Origin of the sequence: Ligilactobacillus animalis KCTC 3501 = DSM 20602, assembly GCF_001434535.1 — a bacterium.
Taxonomy (GTDB): Bacteria; Bacillota; Bacilli; order Lactobacillales; family Lactobacillaceae; genus Ligilactobacillus; species Ligilactobacillus animalis.
On the sequence record NZ_AYYW01000032.1, the window covers coordinates 130,325 to 146,462 of the forward strand.

Sequence of the window (16,138 nt, forward strand, 5' to 3'; positions counted from 1 at the left end):
TTTCTGTTTTTACGAATTGATCTTTAAAAATTTTTGATAGATATCATCGAAGATCTGATTAAATTTATCTGCTTCAGACAGCGTATTATTTTCATCTAGACTGACACGGACACCCGATGTGGCGATCTTATCATCGACTTGCATTGCGTGTAAGGTCGATGAAACTTGGCCTTTTTTAGATGAACAAGCACTCGTCGTTGAGATAAAGACGCCTTGATCTTCAAACGCATGGACGATCGTTTCGCCACGTACGCCTGCGATCGCAAAGCATAAGATATGTGGTGCAAACTTATCATCTAGCTGTGAAAAGAGCGTTACTTTATCAAACGCTTGTAAATGCTCAAAGATCTTTTGCCGGATCGCCTGCTCATGGGCGACATTTTTTGTTTCATTTTCCAGCAATAAGCGTAAGGCTTTAGCCATTGCAGCGATCGCCGGAAGATTCTCTGTACTACTGCGTAAATTCTTCTCTTGGCCACCACCAGATAAAAGTGGCGCTAATTTTCGTCCGGATTTCTTATACAAGAAACCAACGCCACGTGGAGCGTGGAATTTATGCCCTGAAAAAGTCACTAGATCGACTCTTTCATCCATGATCAGATCCGTTAGACCTTTACCTACCGCTTGAACTGCATCGACATGAAAATGAACTTTAGGATGATCAGCCAAGACTTGAGCGATCTCTTTTATCGGTTGGATCGTGCCGACTTCGTTGTTGACCGCCATAACTGATACTAAGATCGTATCCTTACGTAAAGCTTGTTTTAGCTCTTCAACCGATACTCTGCCATTTTCATCAACTGGTAGATATGTGACTTCAAAGCCTAACTTTTCAAGTTGCTTCATCGAATTGAGCACCGCTGGATGTTCAACTTGTGTCGTGATCAAATGTTTTCCATAGATCCCTTTTTCGAGCGCTGTGCCTTTGATCGCCCAGTTGTCGCCTTCTGTGCCCCCACTAGTAAAAAAGATCTCTTCTTTTTGACATCCAAGGAGTTCTGCGATCTGCGCCCGAGATTGTTCAAGTAGATTATAGGCATTTTCACCCATCTTGTGTAACGAGGAAGGATTGCCCCAGATCGCTTCGCTGACTTTTGTATAGGTCGTTAAAACTTCTGGGTGAACTTTTGTCGTTGCACTGTTATCAAAATATATCATGCTGACCCCTCTTTAATAATTTAACTTACTTATTGTAATTTATAATCACAAAAAGTACAAATTAATTTGCCATTACAAATTATAAGGACTAAAGCTTAGTTGTGCAACTTAGCTTTAGTCCTTAGTAAATATTTAGATGACTTCGCGGCGATTATTTCCCGCCTTATAGTCATTTTCGATCCGTTTATAACATCCCGGTTCAACTGTCTCAAGTGCCTCAGAGATCACATCTAAAGCTCCCATATAGTCATAATTCTTGTTGAAAAGCTCGACTGCATGGGCATAGGCAGATGCAACTTCTGGATATCGTGTCCGATAGCGGTTGGAATATTGTAACATCGCTTCGGTCAAAGTTGAACTATCGATGATCTCTTGGGTCTTTTGTGCCAAAACATCAAGATCTGATTGCGTATTGATCAGATCACGCGCGATCTGTTCCATATCGATCTGGATCTTATTCAAGTCTTGATCCAAACTTTCGATCTCACGTCCGACTTTAAAGAAGTACTCAATGTAATCACTTGGCAAGCCGGGTAAATTCAAGATCTCTATCTCGCGCTTCAAACGGTGGATATCGTTATCAAAACCTTGGACCGCTGCTTGGGCTTCTTTTTCTTCTTCAAAGAGATCAGCCACACTTTCACCGATCTCTTTTTGCTTGAGTTCGATCTTCTTTAAAGCTTTCAGATCAGCCGTTTGTTGTTCCAAAACTTCGGAATAAACGATCACATCTTTTGGCTTAGCTTGCATATAAGCGGTAAAATTCTTGTCGATCTTCTTTAATTGTTCATTCAACGCATGCGCTTCTTCCATTTCATTATGGTTGAGCGTATAATTTTGGCTCAAGCGATCCAGTTCGATCAATAATTCTTTTTCTTGATGCTTGGCATGTTCGATAAAGTCAGCTAGATGTTTTTCTTGCCGTGTCACTTTAAGCTTAGCGTTATACTCATTTTCCATGATCTCATAGGCTTCATCGATCATATCGGCGATCTGTTGGTCAAGGGCTTCAGCTTTAGGTACATCAGCTTGTTTTAAGTTAGCTTCATTTTCTTTGCACTTTTGTTCGATCGCTTCCAAGTGCTTGGCTAGATCCTTTTTAAAGCCATATTTCTCAGCTTGCAATTTGGAATAGCCAGCTTTTAATTCCTGCAACTGTTCTGGGAAAATATTCTTTAAATTGCGATAGATCGGTGGCAATTTCTTTAGCGCGATCTTCAATAAACGTGTTTGTTGCTTGAGCTTTTCTAAAAGTTCACTTGATTTGGCATAGTCGCCTTCTTCAGTCACCTTAGAATACTCGTCAAAATCTTTTTCTAATGTCGCTAATTCTTTTTCTAACTCATCGATACTTGGCCCGTAAGAGAAATTCTTTGCCAATAAAGTCTTTCTGATCTTTTGGTACTCTTCTTTGAGTTCGCCGATCGCTTTTTTGTGGATCTCAGCCGTCTGTTTGATCTCAGCTAACTCAAGCTTTAATTGCTCATATTGTTGTTGGGCTTTAGCTACCTGAGCTTCATTTTGCTTGAGCTCTCCGTTGATCTTCCAAAAGCGGTACTGCTCTAATTCAGCTTGCAACTTGTTCAAATACTCTGAGATCTCAGGTAATTGTTGGTTCACCAAAGCATAATAGGAGTGTTCTACCGCTTCAAATTCACTTAGACTATCTCCTGATAAGGTCATTTTTTTAACTTCCTCGAGTTCCTTCTCAAGCGGTGAGTCGAGGATCTCTTCTATGCTACTTTTAGCTTTTGTGATCCGTTCTTCAAATGAACGTTGAAAGAAAAGTACGCTTGCATAGATTGCGACTGCAACTAATACAATTGTAACTAAAACTACTACCATCTGATGTCCCATCCTTTAAATTGCTAGCTTAAACTTTATCACTTGCCAGAATCGGCAATTACGTATAAAATCTAAAGCTAATTATATCATAGTTACTGATATTGATACACTATAAACGCTACAATCGACACGGAGGAAATAAAATGTCTATTTTAAGTGCACAAATCGATGCTTTATTGGAAAATGAAACGAACCGGACCGCAAATCTCGCCAACGCTTCAGCTTTGTTGAACGATACACTGGAAAATATCAACTGGGTCGGCTTTTATCTCTACGATGAAACGACTGACCAGCTTGATCTAGGACCTTTCCAAGGTAAAGTTGCTTGCATGCATATCAAAAACGGAGCAGGTGTCTGTGGTACTGCCTTTCAAGCAGGTAAAGTTTTACGCGTCGCTAATGTCCATGAATTTGCGGGTCATATCGCCTGTGATTCGGCTTCAAATTCAGAGATCGTCTTACCTTTGATCAAAGACGGGGAAAAAATCGGCGTTTTAGATATCGATTCGCCTGAATTAGATCATTTCAGCGCTGAAGATGAAGCTTTGTTAAGTGAATTTGTCGAAACGCTATGTAAACATCTCTAAAATGGAGGAAAGTATGGAAAAACATCTAACTGGTTTTACCAATATCCAAAAACTCGACCCTGAGATCTTGGTCGATCTAAAGTACGCTACGCCTGATAACTTTACTGGGCAAGTCATCTATGATTTCACCACGGCGATCGCTCGCACTGGAACAGCTCATAAGTTGGCTAAAGCTAGTGAACTTGTCAAAGCACAAGGTTACCGCCTCAAAGTCTGGGATGCTTACCGCCCCGTCTCAGCCCAAAAGCGACTCTTTGAAGTCTACCCTGACCCCAATTTTGTGGCCGAACCTGATCCAAATTTCAGTCATCAAAAAGGCGTGACCTTTGATCTGACTTTAACCGATCTTGAAGGCAATGATATGCCGATGCAAACTGCCTTTGACGACTTTTCTGCAGTGGCTTTTCGTAACGCTAAACGGACCGCTGAACAAGAAAAATACTACACCATCCTAAACGATGCGATGACGCAAGCTGGCTTCGTGGGTTATGAAAATGAATGGTGGGATTATCGCGATAGTCAAATGGACGAATACGGCCCCTTGATTGCCGATCCAAACGACTATTAAATGATCATATAAAATAACGAAGGGTCCGCCACGATATGATGTGGCGGACCCTTGTTGTTTATGGTTGCAATAATTTAGCAAAAGCTTCTTGCGTCATATCTGGGACCACTCGTTGTCTGTGCAATTCATAAAGCCCCTGTTCTGCGTTAGCTAGGCCTGGCTTAGTCGTCAAAGCTAGCTTGTAGCCACTTTCCTTAGCTACTTTTGGTGAAACTTCATTGTAACGTCCTACAGGATAGACCAATAGATCTGGTTTTTGATGTAGATCTTGTTTCAACCAAGTCCGTGAAGCTTGCATCTCTTCTCTTTGGCCAGCTTCATCGAGGCGATTCAATTCTTGGTGATTTTGAGTATGGCTAACAAAACTCACCCACTTGCTCTTCTTCATTTCCTTGACCTGTTTTAAGGTCAGCATCTCTTGGGTGTCGACTTTACTTGTGATCAAGCCGATCGTTGCATGGATATGATACTTCTTCAAAAGTGGATAAGCCGCGGTATAGTTATTTTCATACCCGTCATCAAAAGTCACCATGACCAGTTTCTTGTGCTTTTTGGGTACCTTATTTTGCGCCAAGATCTTATACGCTTCAGCTGGTGTGACTGTATAGTAGTCCTGCTCATGTAAATATTTCAACTATTGCTCTAACTGCTCAGGCGGTACACACAAACCATTACCCGGCTTATTTTCCACACTGTGATACATCAAGATCGGCAAATTGACCGGCGCACTGGCCTTCTCCCATTTAACGGTATGTTTTTTGCTGGCAAACTCGGTCTGAGTCAACAATGCTCCCCCTAATACGAGTGCTAAGCTCAATAAAATAAGACGTTTAAACATTTTTATCCCCCAATATATTAATAATATCGACTAATATTATACTCTATTTGCATAAAAATAACTGATTTATTTTTACTTGACACTAGTCTTGATAATTGCTACAATAGCGTTTGTGTAAAATAATGCAGCAGTGAGCGGTAAGCTCGTCAACATTTTATTGCCAGTTTGGTTCGCCAAGTACCCCTTCGGCTGCAAGGGTGAAAGTCGCAAAATAAAATGCACGAATACTAAACTCACACATTATTTTACTCCAAACAAAATATTGGAGGAATTTTTAATGTCTCGTTATACAGGTCCTTCCTGGAAAGTTTCCCGTCGTTTAGGGATCTCTCTTTCAGGTACAGGTAAAGAATTAGCTCGTCGTCCATACGCACCAGGCCAACATGGTCAAAACAACCGTCGTAAGTTGTCTGAATACGGTTTGCAATTGCGTGAAAAGCAAAAGCTTCGTATGACATACGGTTTATCTGAACGCCAATTTGCTAACCTTTTCTTAAAGGCTGGTAAGATCCGCGAAGGTAAGCACGGTGACAACTTCATGGTATTGTTGGAACGTCGTTTGGATAACGTTGTTTACCGTTTAGGTTTGGCTACAACTCGTCGCCAAGCTCGTCAATTGGTAAACCACGGTCACATCACAGTTGATGGCAAGCGCGTGGATATTCCTTCATACGAAGTAAAACCAGGCCAAGTTATCTCCTTGCGTGAACGTTCAAAAGACTTGAAAGTTGTTAAAGAAGCTTTGGAAGCAATCGTTGGTCGTGTACCATTTGTTTCCTTTGACGAAAACACAATGGAAGGTTCATTAGTTCGTTTACCAGAACGTGACGAACTCGATGCAAACATCGACGAATCACTCGTTGTTGAATACTACAACAAACTTTAATATCAATTTTGATATTATTTCAGAGCTCAGTTTTGACTGGGCTCTTTTTATTTTACTTAAAAATCTGCTATACTTTATCATAGAAAGGTGGTTAAAAGATGAGTGGATCAGATGAACTGCAAAATCACATGAATAAAGGGATGTATGGTACACCCCAACTCAAACCTGATGAAAAGCGCAAATATCTTGGGACCTTCCGTGAACGGGTCGAACTAACTTTGACCTTTGAACAGATCAAAGATCCCGAATATCTCGCTGATCTCAAGCAGGAATTGACCCTCCATCCCGAACTACACGTCATCATCAATGGCCAAGTAGAAAATCCACTTCTAAGTGAGTTGATGCAGCTCGCCCAAGAAGCAAATGTTACCTTCACATGTAACACTGATCAAACGTTGCATCATGGACCAAAAGATCTAGCGGTCGTTGTCTGTGATAAAAACACTGCACTACATGTTGAAGAAGTTGACGTCGCCAAGCGTTACCCTAAAACAACGAAAGCAGAAGAAAAGCCCGAACATAAAAAATCCCCACTTGAATGTCTGCATAAATTATTTGAATAAACAACAAAAGAGGCTGTGACAAAACATTATGTTGTCACAGCCTCTTTTGGCTATTTAAATTGGGCGATCACTTTTTGTGCGATCGGTTGTTTTTCTGTCTGTAATAAGACATATTCATTCAAAGCTAATGCCGGATAAGCATGCGCATTTAAGAAGGTCAATTGCGCTTGTTCCGTGTATGGTTGATAGATGTTTGGAATGATGATGTCTAAAGCCCCATCGTGGAGTTGCAAAGCCTCAGCTAAACGCTTGATCTCAGTCAAATATGAACTATCGACTTCATCTAAGACCTCATAAGCCTGCAAACCAGTATTAAACGTCGCATCATAACGCAAGAGGACTTGGATCCCACGTGGAATGACACTTTCTAGTTTCAATCCTTGTGCTTTTAAGGTCTCACGTTCGACCTCACCTAGCGTGATCGTCTCAAATTCAGCTCGGGCCCGCGCATTTTTACGGTTGATCAATTCCTTTAAAGTTGAACGTCCATCCCCAACGACATTAGCTGGAATGCGCTCAACTAAACTTATGATCTCATCATTGACGACTAAGGCACGGTAGACTGAACCTTGAACAACTTGCTCGATCATAACTTGTGTGGTCTCTTTGGCTTGCTCTTCAAAAGCACGGGTCAATTCCGCTTGGGTTGGCGGTAACCTAAACAACTGTGTCTGCGCTTTGGAATCTCCAACCGCATTTTTGACGATCACAGCTTTCCCCTTCAGCGTTGGATACAGTTGCTTGAGTTCTTGGCGGTTATTGACGATCCAAGCTTGTGACGTATTGACTGCCTGTCCACTGAGATATTGCTTAGCCAACTGCTTTTGTTGCCAGAGTTCAGTCATGATCGCACTTTCTCTTGTCGTCTGGATCCCACGTTTGAGTATTTTGCCATTTACCTCGATGATTCCTTGACTTGGCATCACTTCTTGGTAACTAAACCCTGAAATAATCGCTTCATCCAAGATCGTTTGCGTATTTTTATCTCGACTTGGTTCTTTTAATAAGGCGGCTTCTTGGTAATTTTGCGCTAAAAAGACACCATAGTCAGCTAACGTTTCGTGTTTGCCCTGTGTTCTTAACAAACGCGCACTTGGAGTCTCAGCCGGCGTTTCTAGACGTTTCTTTAAAACATCAAAGGTCCCTTGCCACTTAGCATAACCAAATTTTTGCGCAAATCGGTCTAATTGTTTCAAGAAAGTATTAGCTTGGACGAAGATCTGGCTCTTGGCAAATGGATTCTCACGCGCCACTTCCTTAGCTAAACTTTCAGCAGCTTGAAGATCACTTGGTGTCGTCGTGCTTTCATTCAATAAGAAATAACCTGCCATCACTTCAAGTAAGCGCAACTGGTGGGCAGTAACACCATTTTCGTGGAATGGATCAAAGTCTAAGAGGTCAAATTCCATATAGTGAACACCTTTAGTTTGCATCTCACTTGGTTCTTGATAAGTCCCACTGAGTTTGATCCCAGTATCAGCTAGCTTAGCTTGAGCAGCTACACTGCGCTTAGGTGATACTTGGCTCTCACTTGCTTTTGTCCCCCAGGCATAAGGAGTCGCGCCAAATAAATAGATCAAAAATGCTTTTTTTAGGCTAAATTCTTCCAATAATTTGTGGTAGACTTGATTTCTAAAAGTCACATACGAGATCTTTGATTTACTGAATTTAGCGGCATAGAGTTCAGTGAATAGCTGTTCGGGCAAAGCTAAGCGGATCTTGCTTCCGACACCCTTAGCTAAACTTGCATGTAGTTTTTCCGAAAATGGCCACAATACGACTTGGCTACCTAACCGTTTGCGTAAAGCTTGGCCTTGCAATTCCATGTCGGTCAAAGCACTCTCTAACGAAAGATTGGCTTTTGTTTTTAGTGTCAACTGTGCCTCTTGGACGGTGACATATTCATTTTTAGTTCCAACTAAGGGCAGTGCTTGCGTATTTAAATTTTTTTGTCTATCTAAGATCTGCCAGCGCCGGATCACTTGAAATGTGAAAGCATGCAACGCTTCTGTCAGATCTGAATCAATAATTTGATCACCAATTTCATCAAATTTCATCTTGTTCATCCTTTACAGTTCTCATTTTTACCATTATAACAAATCCCTTGCCGTCCTGCGATCGCTATTTGCTTGTCAGTTGGTGTCGGTTTGCTATAATACTACTATTAAGCAAACGAAAGGATGAGTGTTTTTGAAACCATTAGCCTATCGGATGCGTCCGAAAAAACTCGAAGATATCGTGGGACAACAACACCTTGTCGCCCCCGGGAAGATCTTAGCTCGGATGGTCTCAGCTAAATTATTGTCTTCGATGATCTTATATGGACCACCAGGGACCGGCAAAACTAGTATTGCTAGCGCGATCGCCGGTTCGACTAAATACGCATTTCGCATGCTAAATGCCGCTACCGACTCGAAAAAAGAACTCGAAATGGTTGCTGAAGAAGCCAAGATCAGTGGGACTGTGATCTTACTACTCGATGAGATCCACCGCTTAACTAAACCAAAACAAGATTTCCTCTTACCCCATTTGGAAAAAGGCAGTATCATCTTGATCGGCGCCACGACCGAAAATCCCTATATCACGATCAACCCGGCGATCCGCAGTCGCACTCAGATCTTTGAAGTCAAACCCTTGACCGAAGCTGATATTGGCCAAGCGATCGACCGGGCCCTCACCGATAAAGAAAATGGGCTGGGCGAGCAAAATGTCGTGCTGACCGGCGAAGCCCGCCTGCATTTGACCCGTGTTACCCATGGTGATCTGCGCAGTGCGTTAAATGGGCTGGAATTGGCGGTAATGTCAACAGAGCCCGATGATTCGGGAGTGCTCACGATCGATCTACCAACGATCGAAGAATGCGTCCAACGGAAAGCCTTGGTGCAAGATAAAGATGGCGATGCCCATTATGACGTGATCTCGGCGTTTCAAAAATCGATCCGTGGTTCAGATACGGATGCCGCTTTGCATTACATGGCACGCCTCCTTGAAGCGGGCGATCTACCTTCAGTCATCCGACGCTTACTGACGATCGCTTATGAAGATATTGGCCTCGCCAATCCCAACGCCTGTGCCCATGCGGTCCAAGCGATTACAGCTGCCGAAAAGATCGGATTGCCCGAAGCCAGGATCCCCCTAGCCCAAGCCGTGATCGAACTTTGTCTTTCACCTAAATCAAACTCGGCGATCATGGCGATCGATGCCGCTTTAGCCGATGTTAGAGCCGGCAACTACGGGGATGTGCCCGATCATTTACGGGATGCGCATTACCAAGGTGCTAAAAAATTAGGTCGTGGAATTGGATATAAATATCCTCACGATTACCCGCACGGCTGGGTAAAACAACAATATCTCCCTGATAAGCTTAAAACTGAGCACTATTATGCACCTAAAGAAAACAGTCGTTATGAGAAAGCCTTGCAAGAACAGTATGAGCGTTTGAACAAATTTAAAAGCTAAAATTTTTGATAACGCTTCATTTGGTTTCATTGCATTCCTAAAAAAAATGTGCTACTATGATAATGAACTTCTGAGATGTACGCGTTATCCTATAAATGTAAGGTTGACCGAACAACTTTAATTTTTGTTATTCGCAATGTCTAATAGCTGGCAGACCTTTACTGGGAGTCAAAAGTTAGACTAGGGATACATTTTCCTGCTTACACGCGGGTTCAACTACAAGGATGATTAACGGCATTATCGGATATTCTAAAGTTAAAAGCTTTGGATAGCGGTTGGGATTTTATCTTGACCGCTATCTTTATTTAGAGAAAGGAATTTTTGTCACGTGAAAGAAATGCTAACTTTAGGTCTAACGCTCGTTTTAGGCTTGATCTTATTTTACATGGGCTTTTATCTCTTCACCCACCGCACTAAAACGCTCTTTGGTGTCTTTTCTCCAAAGGATGATCCGGCCCTAAAAAAAGCCATGACATTATGGGCATATATCTTAACGATCTTGGGTGTTTTAACGATCATCGCTGCTTTCTTAGGCATCCTCGCCTTTCAGATCACGATGCTCATTTTGGATGCGATCTTGGTCTTTATCATGTCGATCTTAATGCCGACATACTTACGCATGCCGTAGTTGTTCTTGCTTTCATTTTTCAAATAAATAAAGTAAAATAGAATTGATAAAGAAGAAAGGGTGATCCTGATGTTACAAAGATATAAAAACATTCTTGTGCCGGTCGATGGCTCACATGAATCTGAATTGGCGTTCAAGAAAGCTGTTGCGGTCGCTAAGCGTAACGGTGACGATACTAGTTTGTATTTGGTCCATGTAGTTGATACTCGTGCATTCCAAAATATCTCCAGTTTCGATACAGCAATGGTCGAACAAGTGACTGAAACTGCGAAGAAGACAATGGAAGGTTACGCAAATCAAGCTAAAGAACAAGGTCTTAAGAACATTTCTTATTCAGTAGAGTATGGTGCTCCAAAGGCAGTTATTGCTAAGGATCTTCCTGAAGAAAAAAATATCGATCTCATCATGATCGGGGCAACTGGTTTAAATGCCGTTGAACGTCTCTTGATCGGTTCGGTAACTGAATACGTGACCCGCACAGCTGATTGCGATGTTTTAGTAGTCAGAACAGACTTAGAAAACAAACCTGCGCTCAACAAAAAAGACAAGAAATAATAATATTTAAGCTTCGTTATCCCAAACCTGGGACAACGAAGCTTTTTTCTTTATGCCTGGCAGCCAACCAAATGATCATTGACCAACCCTGCTGCTTGCATCAGTGAATAGACTGTCGTTGGTCCTAAAAATCTAAACCCCTGCTTTTTTAATTTTTTAGCTAACTCAAGCGAAGTTTCCGTCTTAGCAGGAACCTGTTCTGGTTTGGTAAAGTAGTTGATACATGGCTCATAGTCAACTATCTGCCACAATAGCTCATCTAAACTCGAGCCTGCTTGTTCTAACTGACAGACGACTTTGGCATTATTGATGATCGCTTCTAGCTTCAAACGATTACGAATGATGCGTTCATCTTGCAGTAAGCGTGTGACATCGGTTTGATCCATCTGACTGACCTTTTGGATATCAAAATCATAAAAGACTTCTCGCAAAGCAGACCGTTTGTTCAAGACAGTTTGCCAACTCAGCCCGGCTTGCATCAACTCTAAACTCATCAATTCAAATAATTTTTGCTCATCATATTCGGGACGACCCCATTCTTTATCATGATAAGCTTGCATTTTGGGGTCACTATCCGCCCAATCACAGCGTGGTATTAGATCATCCCCTTTAGATATAATTTTAGATTGGCTTTCAAATATGTTTTTGAACTGCGATCAGCTAAACTTTTTTCGATCTTACTTGGTTCATCGGTGATCACACCATCAGCCCCCAAGACCCAAGCCATCAAAGCTTGTTTAGGCGAGTTGATCGTCCAAAGATAGACTTTTTTTCCGTCAGCATGCGCTGTTTGGATAAAGTTTTTAGTTGCTGTCTTATATTCAAGTGAATAAAAATCTGCCTTATTTTCAGCCAAACTAAAGAGATTGAATGGCAAAATATAACCCGCCTGCATTTTAGGAAGGCGTTGTTTTAATTCATTGATCGCAGCTAGGTCCATCGAATGAACAGCATCTCTTTTAGCTAGCTTTTTCCCATATAATTCACAAAAATACTCACTAAATTTTTTCCCTGTCCCTTGATTGATCTTTAATTCTACTAAGAGTGGTTGCTTTAGTTTTTGAGCTTGCTTCAAATAGCTGTCAAAACTGGTCACATAAGCCACATGTCCGTTCTCTTTAAGCTTGACTTGGGTCAGTTGTTCTAAGGAATTATCAGCGATCACTAAGTTCTTATGCGCTAATTTACGGAGATTTTCATCATGGCTCACCACAAACCGACGATCAGCGGTCTCTTGGATATCCAATTCAACATAAGCTGGTTTGGCGGCGTGCGTTGTCTTATCCAAGGCAGGTAACGTATTTTGAACCCCATTTTTACCATCGACTCCACGGTGTGAGATCACGAGAGGTAGTGTGCCCGGATCAACATTTAACGCTTTATGTGCCAAATTTACCTGGATCCCCAATGCTAAAAGCACTAAAACTCCTGCCCCCCACTTTTTCCAATTAGCTGGTAAAGCAACAGCTGGCCTACTTATCAGCTCACTTTTAATGCTCCAAAAGACTAGGCTCAATAATAAGATCTGTTTGAGCGTCCAAAAACTAACCGCATAGATGATGGCTACGCTTTGAGTAGTTACCAAAGTTGTTGCCCATAGCCCTAATAGATCAACGCCCCAAAGACTTGCCCCACCTAATACAATATATTTAGCATAATGCCAAAAATGGTGCTTGGTCTTAGAAAAACTCTGCTTGAGTGTCTCCTTAAGTGAAGCTGAGGTGGTAAAGTACGGGATGATCCCCAAAAATGAACGCAAAGCTAGATAATAGAGCACTAAAAAGATCAGCAGCCCTATCCCCAGTATGATCCGCCGATTGGTAAAGATCCAAGCACTGAGCGGTAGCGAAAGGGCTACTTGATTCAAGCGCTCCAAACTAAAACTTAGTGCACTGAAAGGTAACCATAAAAACAACAAAATAACGATATAAAATAATTTGGCTAAATAGTTCTTCCCGGTTTGTTTCGTCAAAGTTGTCGCTAAAAGTGGCAAGAGTATGAGACTCACAAGACCAAAGATCGGCCAGCGCAACATCAAACTATTCAAAAATACAATAATACAACCTAGGATCACTAAATTTTGATCCAATTTTTTCAAAATTTCTCACCCCACAAAAAAAGGATACGGCAAAACCGCATCCCCTTGTCAAATATAACGATTATTTCTTATCTTCGTCTGTTAAAAGACCTGCACCAAGCTTCTCAGAACCTAATTCTTGGAAGTCATAGTGTAACTTAGCATTGTCATCGAATTCAGCGATCGCTAAACGGATCAATTCATCGATCAAGGCCTTGTAGTTGATACCAGAAACAGCCCAAAGTTGTGGATATAATGAAATGTTGGTGAACCCTGGTAAGGTATTAACTTCACCAAAGTAAGGAACATTGTTTTCATCAACTAAGAAGTCCATCCGAGCCATACCACGGTTGTCTAACACGCGGAAAGCATCTAAGGACATTTGTTGGATCTCTTTTGTTAGATCTTCTGGTAATTCAACTGGAATTTCAAAGACCACGCCTGAAGCATCCACGAATTTGTTGTTGTAATCGTAGAAGTCATCACCTTCAGGAACTACAACTGCACCTAATTTAGATGCCTTAGCTTCACGGTTACCCAATACGGAACATTCAACTTCACGTGGGCTATTGATCGTTTCTTCGATCAAGACCTTGTAATCATAACGAAAAGCATCATCTAAAGCTGCTTCAAAATCTTCTTTGTTAGCAACTTTGTGGATCCCAACGGAAGAACCTTGGCGTGCTGGTTTGATGAATAATGTTTCACCTAATTTGGCAGCACATTCTTCGTATGGATGATCAGCACGTGTTTCTGGTGTGACCACCACATATTTAGTATTGCGGATCCCATGTAAAGTCAAGAGTTGCTTAGTCAAGTCCTTATCAAAGGAAACACCTGAAGAAGCGATCCCACTACCGATATAAGGTTTGTTCAATAAACGGAACAAGCCTTGGACAGTACCGTCTTCACCCATGTTACCGTGGATAACTGGGTAGAAAAGATCAACATCTTTAACTTCTGAAAGATTTTGTAAGTTAGCTAATGGGTTGGAAAAATCAACATCTTTGATCGCTTCGGCAACCACTTCATCTTCCACAGCACCATTAAAAATCTTCATTGAGTCTTCGTTGCCAAGTAAGAAACCATCCTTAGTGAACATGAAGACTGAAACTTCATATTTGTCCTTATCTAATGCGTCGTAAACTGTGTGTGCGGAACGCTTTGAAACATCGTGTTCAGATGAGTTTCCGCCAAAAAGCAATGCAATGTGCAATTTTTTATCTGCCATAATGGTATATCCATCCTCTTATATATAATATTATTATACGGCTTTTTATTGTCCACAAATCAGCCATAACAGCGGTCTTTTTGTCTCCAATAACTAAGAAAATGATACCACGAAAAGCCTTTTCTTGTCATGTATTTAAGAAAAAAATAACTCAGTACGTAAAATACGCTCACAATTCAAGGACAGCCGTGCCCTGTTTGATAGTTTCGAACATTTCATGAGCCATTTGACCAAATTTTTGCTTTTCATGGGTCAAGTGAAATTCCAAAATGTCCAAAGCACACCAGAATAAAAGGCAATGTTGCAGACTATAATTCGGGATCTCAAGTTCTTTTTGACTGCGATAACCGGCGATAAATTCATTTCGCAGATCAAGTTCTTTAACTTCATTGAAGAAAAACTTGATCAGATCCTCGTAAGCCACTCCCATATGAGCCCGTTCAAAATCGATCAACACTTCATGATCACCATATAGCATCAAGTTACGGATACTAAAATCACCGTGCAAAACGACTTTGGGCAATAGATCATAGTCTGTATCAGCTGGAGCTAAGTCTTCTTCTAAGAGCGAAAAGACCTCATTAACTTCAGTTTCATACGCCGTACCAACAAATTTAGCCACCTGCTCTTCCAAACGTTGTGACAATACACGTTTATCATCAGGCACAGCAACTTCTCCGGTCAATCCAGCATGGAACAGCGCTAATTTTTCGCCAAATTGATAGGCTTTAGCCGGCGTTAGATCTTCTTTTTCAACGTCATTCATCACTCGATCCTTCAAAACGATAACGTAATTATCCTCATAGATCACATTATCAAGGTAAATATCTGGACAATAGACTTGATTTACATGTTGCTCTGCATAAAACTTGTCTTTGTCCTTGAAGATCTTAACGAATAGATCACACGCAAATCGCTCACTGTGACCTGTCAAATGCTTGTTTCCCGCTACATCATGGATCGTTTCCAGATCAGCTTGATAGTATTCATTTAAAAAATCGATCAACATTAATCTCGCATCCCTTTTCTCATTACTACTACCGCCTATTATACTTATTCATTGCTGGTACGTCCATAATCTGCTAAAAGACTATTCCGTAGTTTCAAGGATCGCTTGCGTCAATGATGCAGAGAAATTAACACCCAATTTTTTGCCACGCTCATCTACCCATTTAGGAATGGATAGTTTTTTCTTAACTAATTTATCTTTTTCAAAATACTGGCTGACATCAACAGCCACTAACGTCACAAATTCTGATTCCTTATGCTTTATCATATTTATCGGAGAAGGCGCATTAAATTTTTCACCATTTTGGATAAATTCAGACAACATTATTCCTAAAACTTCACTTGCCATTTCTAAGCCAAGTGGAAGATCATTTTCAGAAATCCCGGTATAGACCCCTTCTAGATTGGGAAATTCAATATAGTATCCCCCGTTTTCTTCAGCTCTAAAAATCGCTGGATAGGCCATCATAAGCTTTTTAGACATCGGCTTTCCTCCTTTACTACTATGTACAGAAACACCCAATCTGCACTTCTTTAAATCATGCTTTCTAAGAAATTTCAGCATTTCTTTACCGGTAAATGGCATCGATATCCCTCTCTAAGCATATTTTAGAACTTAGCAATACATATTGTAAATTACTATATCTAAGCCTATTTTTACATCTTATACCTGATTCACCCTTGCAACTTATCTTTAGTTAGGATATTCTTTGTAGGTATGATTATTTTATGTAA

The 16,138-nt window shown here is 41.1% G+C and carries 17 protein-coding genes; 7 read left to right on the top strand and 10 right to left on the bottom strand.

The features are described 5' to 3' along the window. Positions 1-9: 9 nt before the first annotated feature. Entirely contained in the window at positions 10-1,158 is a 1,149-nt protein-coding gene (locus FC30_RS05845) for a cysteine desulfurase family protein (protein WP_010688709.1), read from the bottom strand. A gap of 132 nt (positions 1,159-1,290) precedes the next feature. After that, the gene (ezrA, locus tag FC30_RS05850; RefSeq protein ID WP_010688708.1) at positions 1,291-3,003 is read right to left on the bottom strand and encodes a septation ring formation regulator EzrA; all 1,713 of its coding nucleotides are present in this window, start codon (positions 3,001-3,003) and stop codon (positions 1,291-1,293) included. Positions 3,004-3,146: 143 nt separating this feature from the next. Between ezrA and FC30_RS05855 the strand changes: the two genes are divergently transcribed. Together FC30_RS05855 and FC30_RS05860 are read left to right on the top strand one after the other, a co-directional pair. Continuing rightward, positions 3,147-3,590 carry a GAF domain-containing protein gene (locus tag FC30_RS05855; protein WP_010688707.1) on the top strand — a complete coding sequence of 148 codons (444 nt, stop codon included), beginning with the start codon at positions 3,147-3,149 and terminating at the stop codon, positions 3,588-3,590. A 13-nt stretch (positions 3,591-3,603) separates the two neighbouring features. Further along, positions 3,604-4,158: a M15 family metallopeptidase gene (locus FC30_RS05860; RefSeq protein WP_010688705.1), complete on the top strand. Its 555-nt coding sequence runs from the start codon at positions 3,604-3,606 to the stop codon at positions 4,156-4,158. 58 nt (positions 4,159-4,216) lie between these two features. On the opposite strand, the gene FC30_RS05865 is transcribed toward FC30_RS05860, so the two are convergent. Both FC30_RS05865 and FC30_RS09345 read right to left on the bottom strand, forming a co-directional pair. Continuing rightward, positions 4,217-4,792, bottom strand: coding sequence for a polysaccharide deacetylase family protein (locus FC30_RS05865; protein ID WP_010688703.1), 576 nt, complete (start codon positions 4,790-4,792; stop codon positions 4,217-4,219). Then, the gene (locus FC30_RS09345) at positions 4,793-4,996 is read right to left on the bottom strand and encodes a hypothetical protein (RefSeq protein ID WP_010688702.1); all 204 of its coding nucleotides are present in this window, start codon (positions 4,994-4,996) and stop codon (positions 4,793-4,795) included. Between the two features lie 277 nt (positions 4,997-5,273). Here FC30_RS09345 and rpsD point away from each other — a divergent pair, with 277 nt between their 5' ends. Next, positions 5,274-5,882 carry a 30S ribosomal protein S4 gene (rpsD, locus tag FC30_RS05870; protein WP_004049031.1) on the top strand — a complete coding sequence of 203 codons (609 nt, stop codon included), beginning with the start codon at positions 5,274-5,276 and terminating at the stop codon, positions 5,880-5,882. A gap of 98 nt (positions 5,883-5,980) precedes the next feature. Then, positions 5,981-6,445 carry a YueI family protein gene (locus FC30_RS05875; protein ID WP_010688699.1) on the top strand — a complete coding sequence of 155 codons (465 nt, stop codon included), beginning with the start codon at positions 5,981-5,983 and terminating at the stop codon, positions 6,443-6,445. 50 nt (positions 6,446-6,495) lie between these two features. Here FC30_RS05875 and FC30_RS05880 read toward each other — a convergent pair whose 3' ends face one another. Beyond that, complete coding sequence (locus FC30_RS05880) at positions 6,496-8,502, bottom strand: bifunctional glutamate--cysteine ligase/glutathione synthetase (RefSeq protein ID WP_010688698.1); 2,007 nt, start codon at positions 8,500-8,502, stop codon at positions 6,496-6,498. Between the two features lie 133 nt (positions 8,503-8,635). Here FC30_RS05880 and FC30_RS05885 point away from each other — a divergent pair, with 133 nt between their 5' ends. From FC30_RS05885 to FC30_RS05895, 3 genes are all read left to right on the top strand, one after another. Further along, positions 8,636-9,904: a replication-associated recombination protein A gene (locus FC30_RS05885; protein ID WP_010688697.1), complete on the top strand. Its 1,269-nt coding sequence runs from the start codon at positions 8,636-8,638 to the stop codon at positions 9,902-9,904. A 337-nt stretch (positions 9,905-10,241) separates the two neighbouring features. Further along, positions 10,242-10,532: a hypothetical protein gene (locus tag FC30_RS05890; RefSeq protein WP_225361411.1), complete on the top strand. Its 291-nt coding sequence runs from the start codon at positions 10,242-10,244 to the stop codon at positions 10,530-10,532. A gap of 69 nt (positions 10,533-10,601) precedes the next feature. Further along, positions 10,602-11,087, top strand: a complete 486-nt coding sequence (locus tag FC30_RS05895) for a universal stress protein (RefSeq protein WP_010688693.1) — start codon at positions 10,602-10,604, stop codon at positions 11,085-11,087. Positions 11,088-11,137: 50 nt separating this feature from the next. Here the strand turns inward: FC30_RS05895 and FC30_RS05900 are convergent, their stop codons facing one another. From FC30_RS05900 to FC30_RS05920, 5 genes are all read right to left on the bottom strand, one after another. Then, on the bottom strand, positions 11,138-11,683 hold the full coding sequence (locus FC30_RS05900; RefSeq protein WP_029507300.1) for a DNA-3-methyladenine glycosylase I: 546 nt from the start codon (positions 11,681-11,683) through the stop codon (positions 11,138-11,140). Continuing rightward, positions 11,683-13,185, bottom strand: a complete 1,503-nt coding sequence (locus tag FC30_RS05905; RefSeq protein ID WP_010688691.1) for a glycerophosphodiester phosphodiesterase — start codon at positions 13,183-13,185, stop codon at positions 11,683-11,685. Before FC30_RS05905 ends, FC30_RS05900 begins: the two co-directional genes overlap by 1 nt. A gap of 61 nt (positions 13,186-13,246) precedes the next feature. Further along, positions 13,247-14,395 (bottom strand): D-alanine--D-alanine ligase family protein, encoded by a 1,149-nt coding sequence (locus FC30_RS05910; protein ID WP_010688690.1) that lies wholly within the window; start codon positions 14,393-14,395, stop codon positions 13,247-13,249. 169 nt (positions 14,396-14,564) lie between these two features. After that, entirely contained in the window at positions 14,565-15,404 is an 840-nt protein-coding gene (locus tag FC30_RS05915) for a phosphotransferase (protein ID WP_010688689.1), read from the bottom strand. Positions 15,405-15,485: 81 nt separating this feature from the next. Further along, the gene (locus FC30_RS05920; protein ID WP_235804179.1) at positions 15,486-15,989 is read right to left on the bottom strand and encodes a type II toxin-antitoxin system HicB family antitoxin; all 504 of its coding nucleotides are present in this window, start codon (positions 15,987-15,989) and stop codon (positions 15,486-15,488) included. Positions 15,990-16,138: the final 149 nt, after the last annotated feature.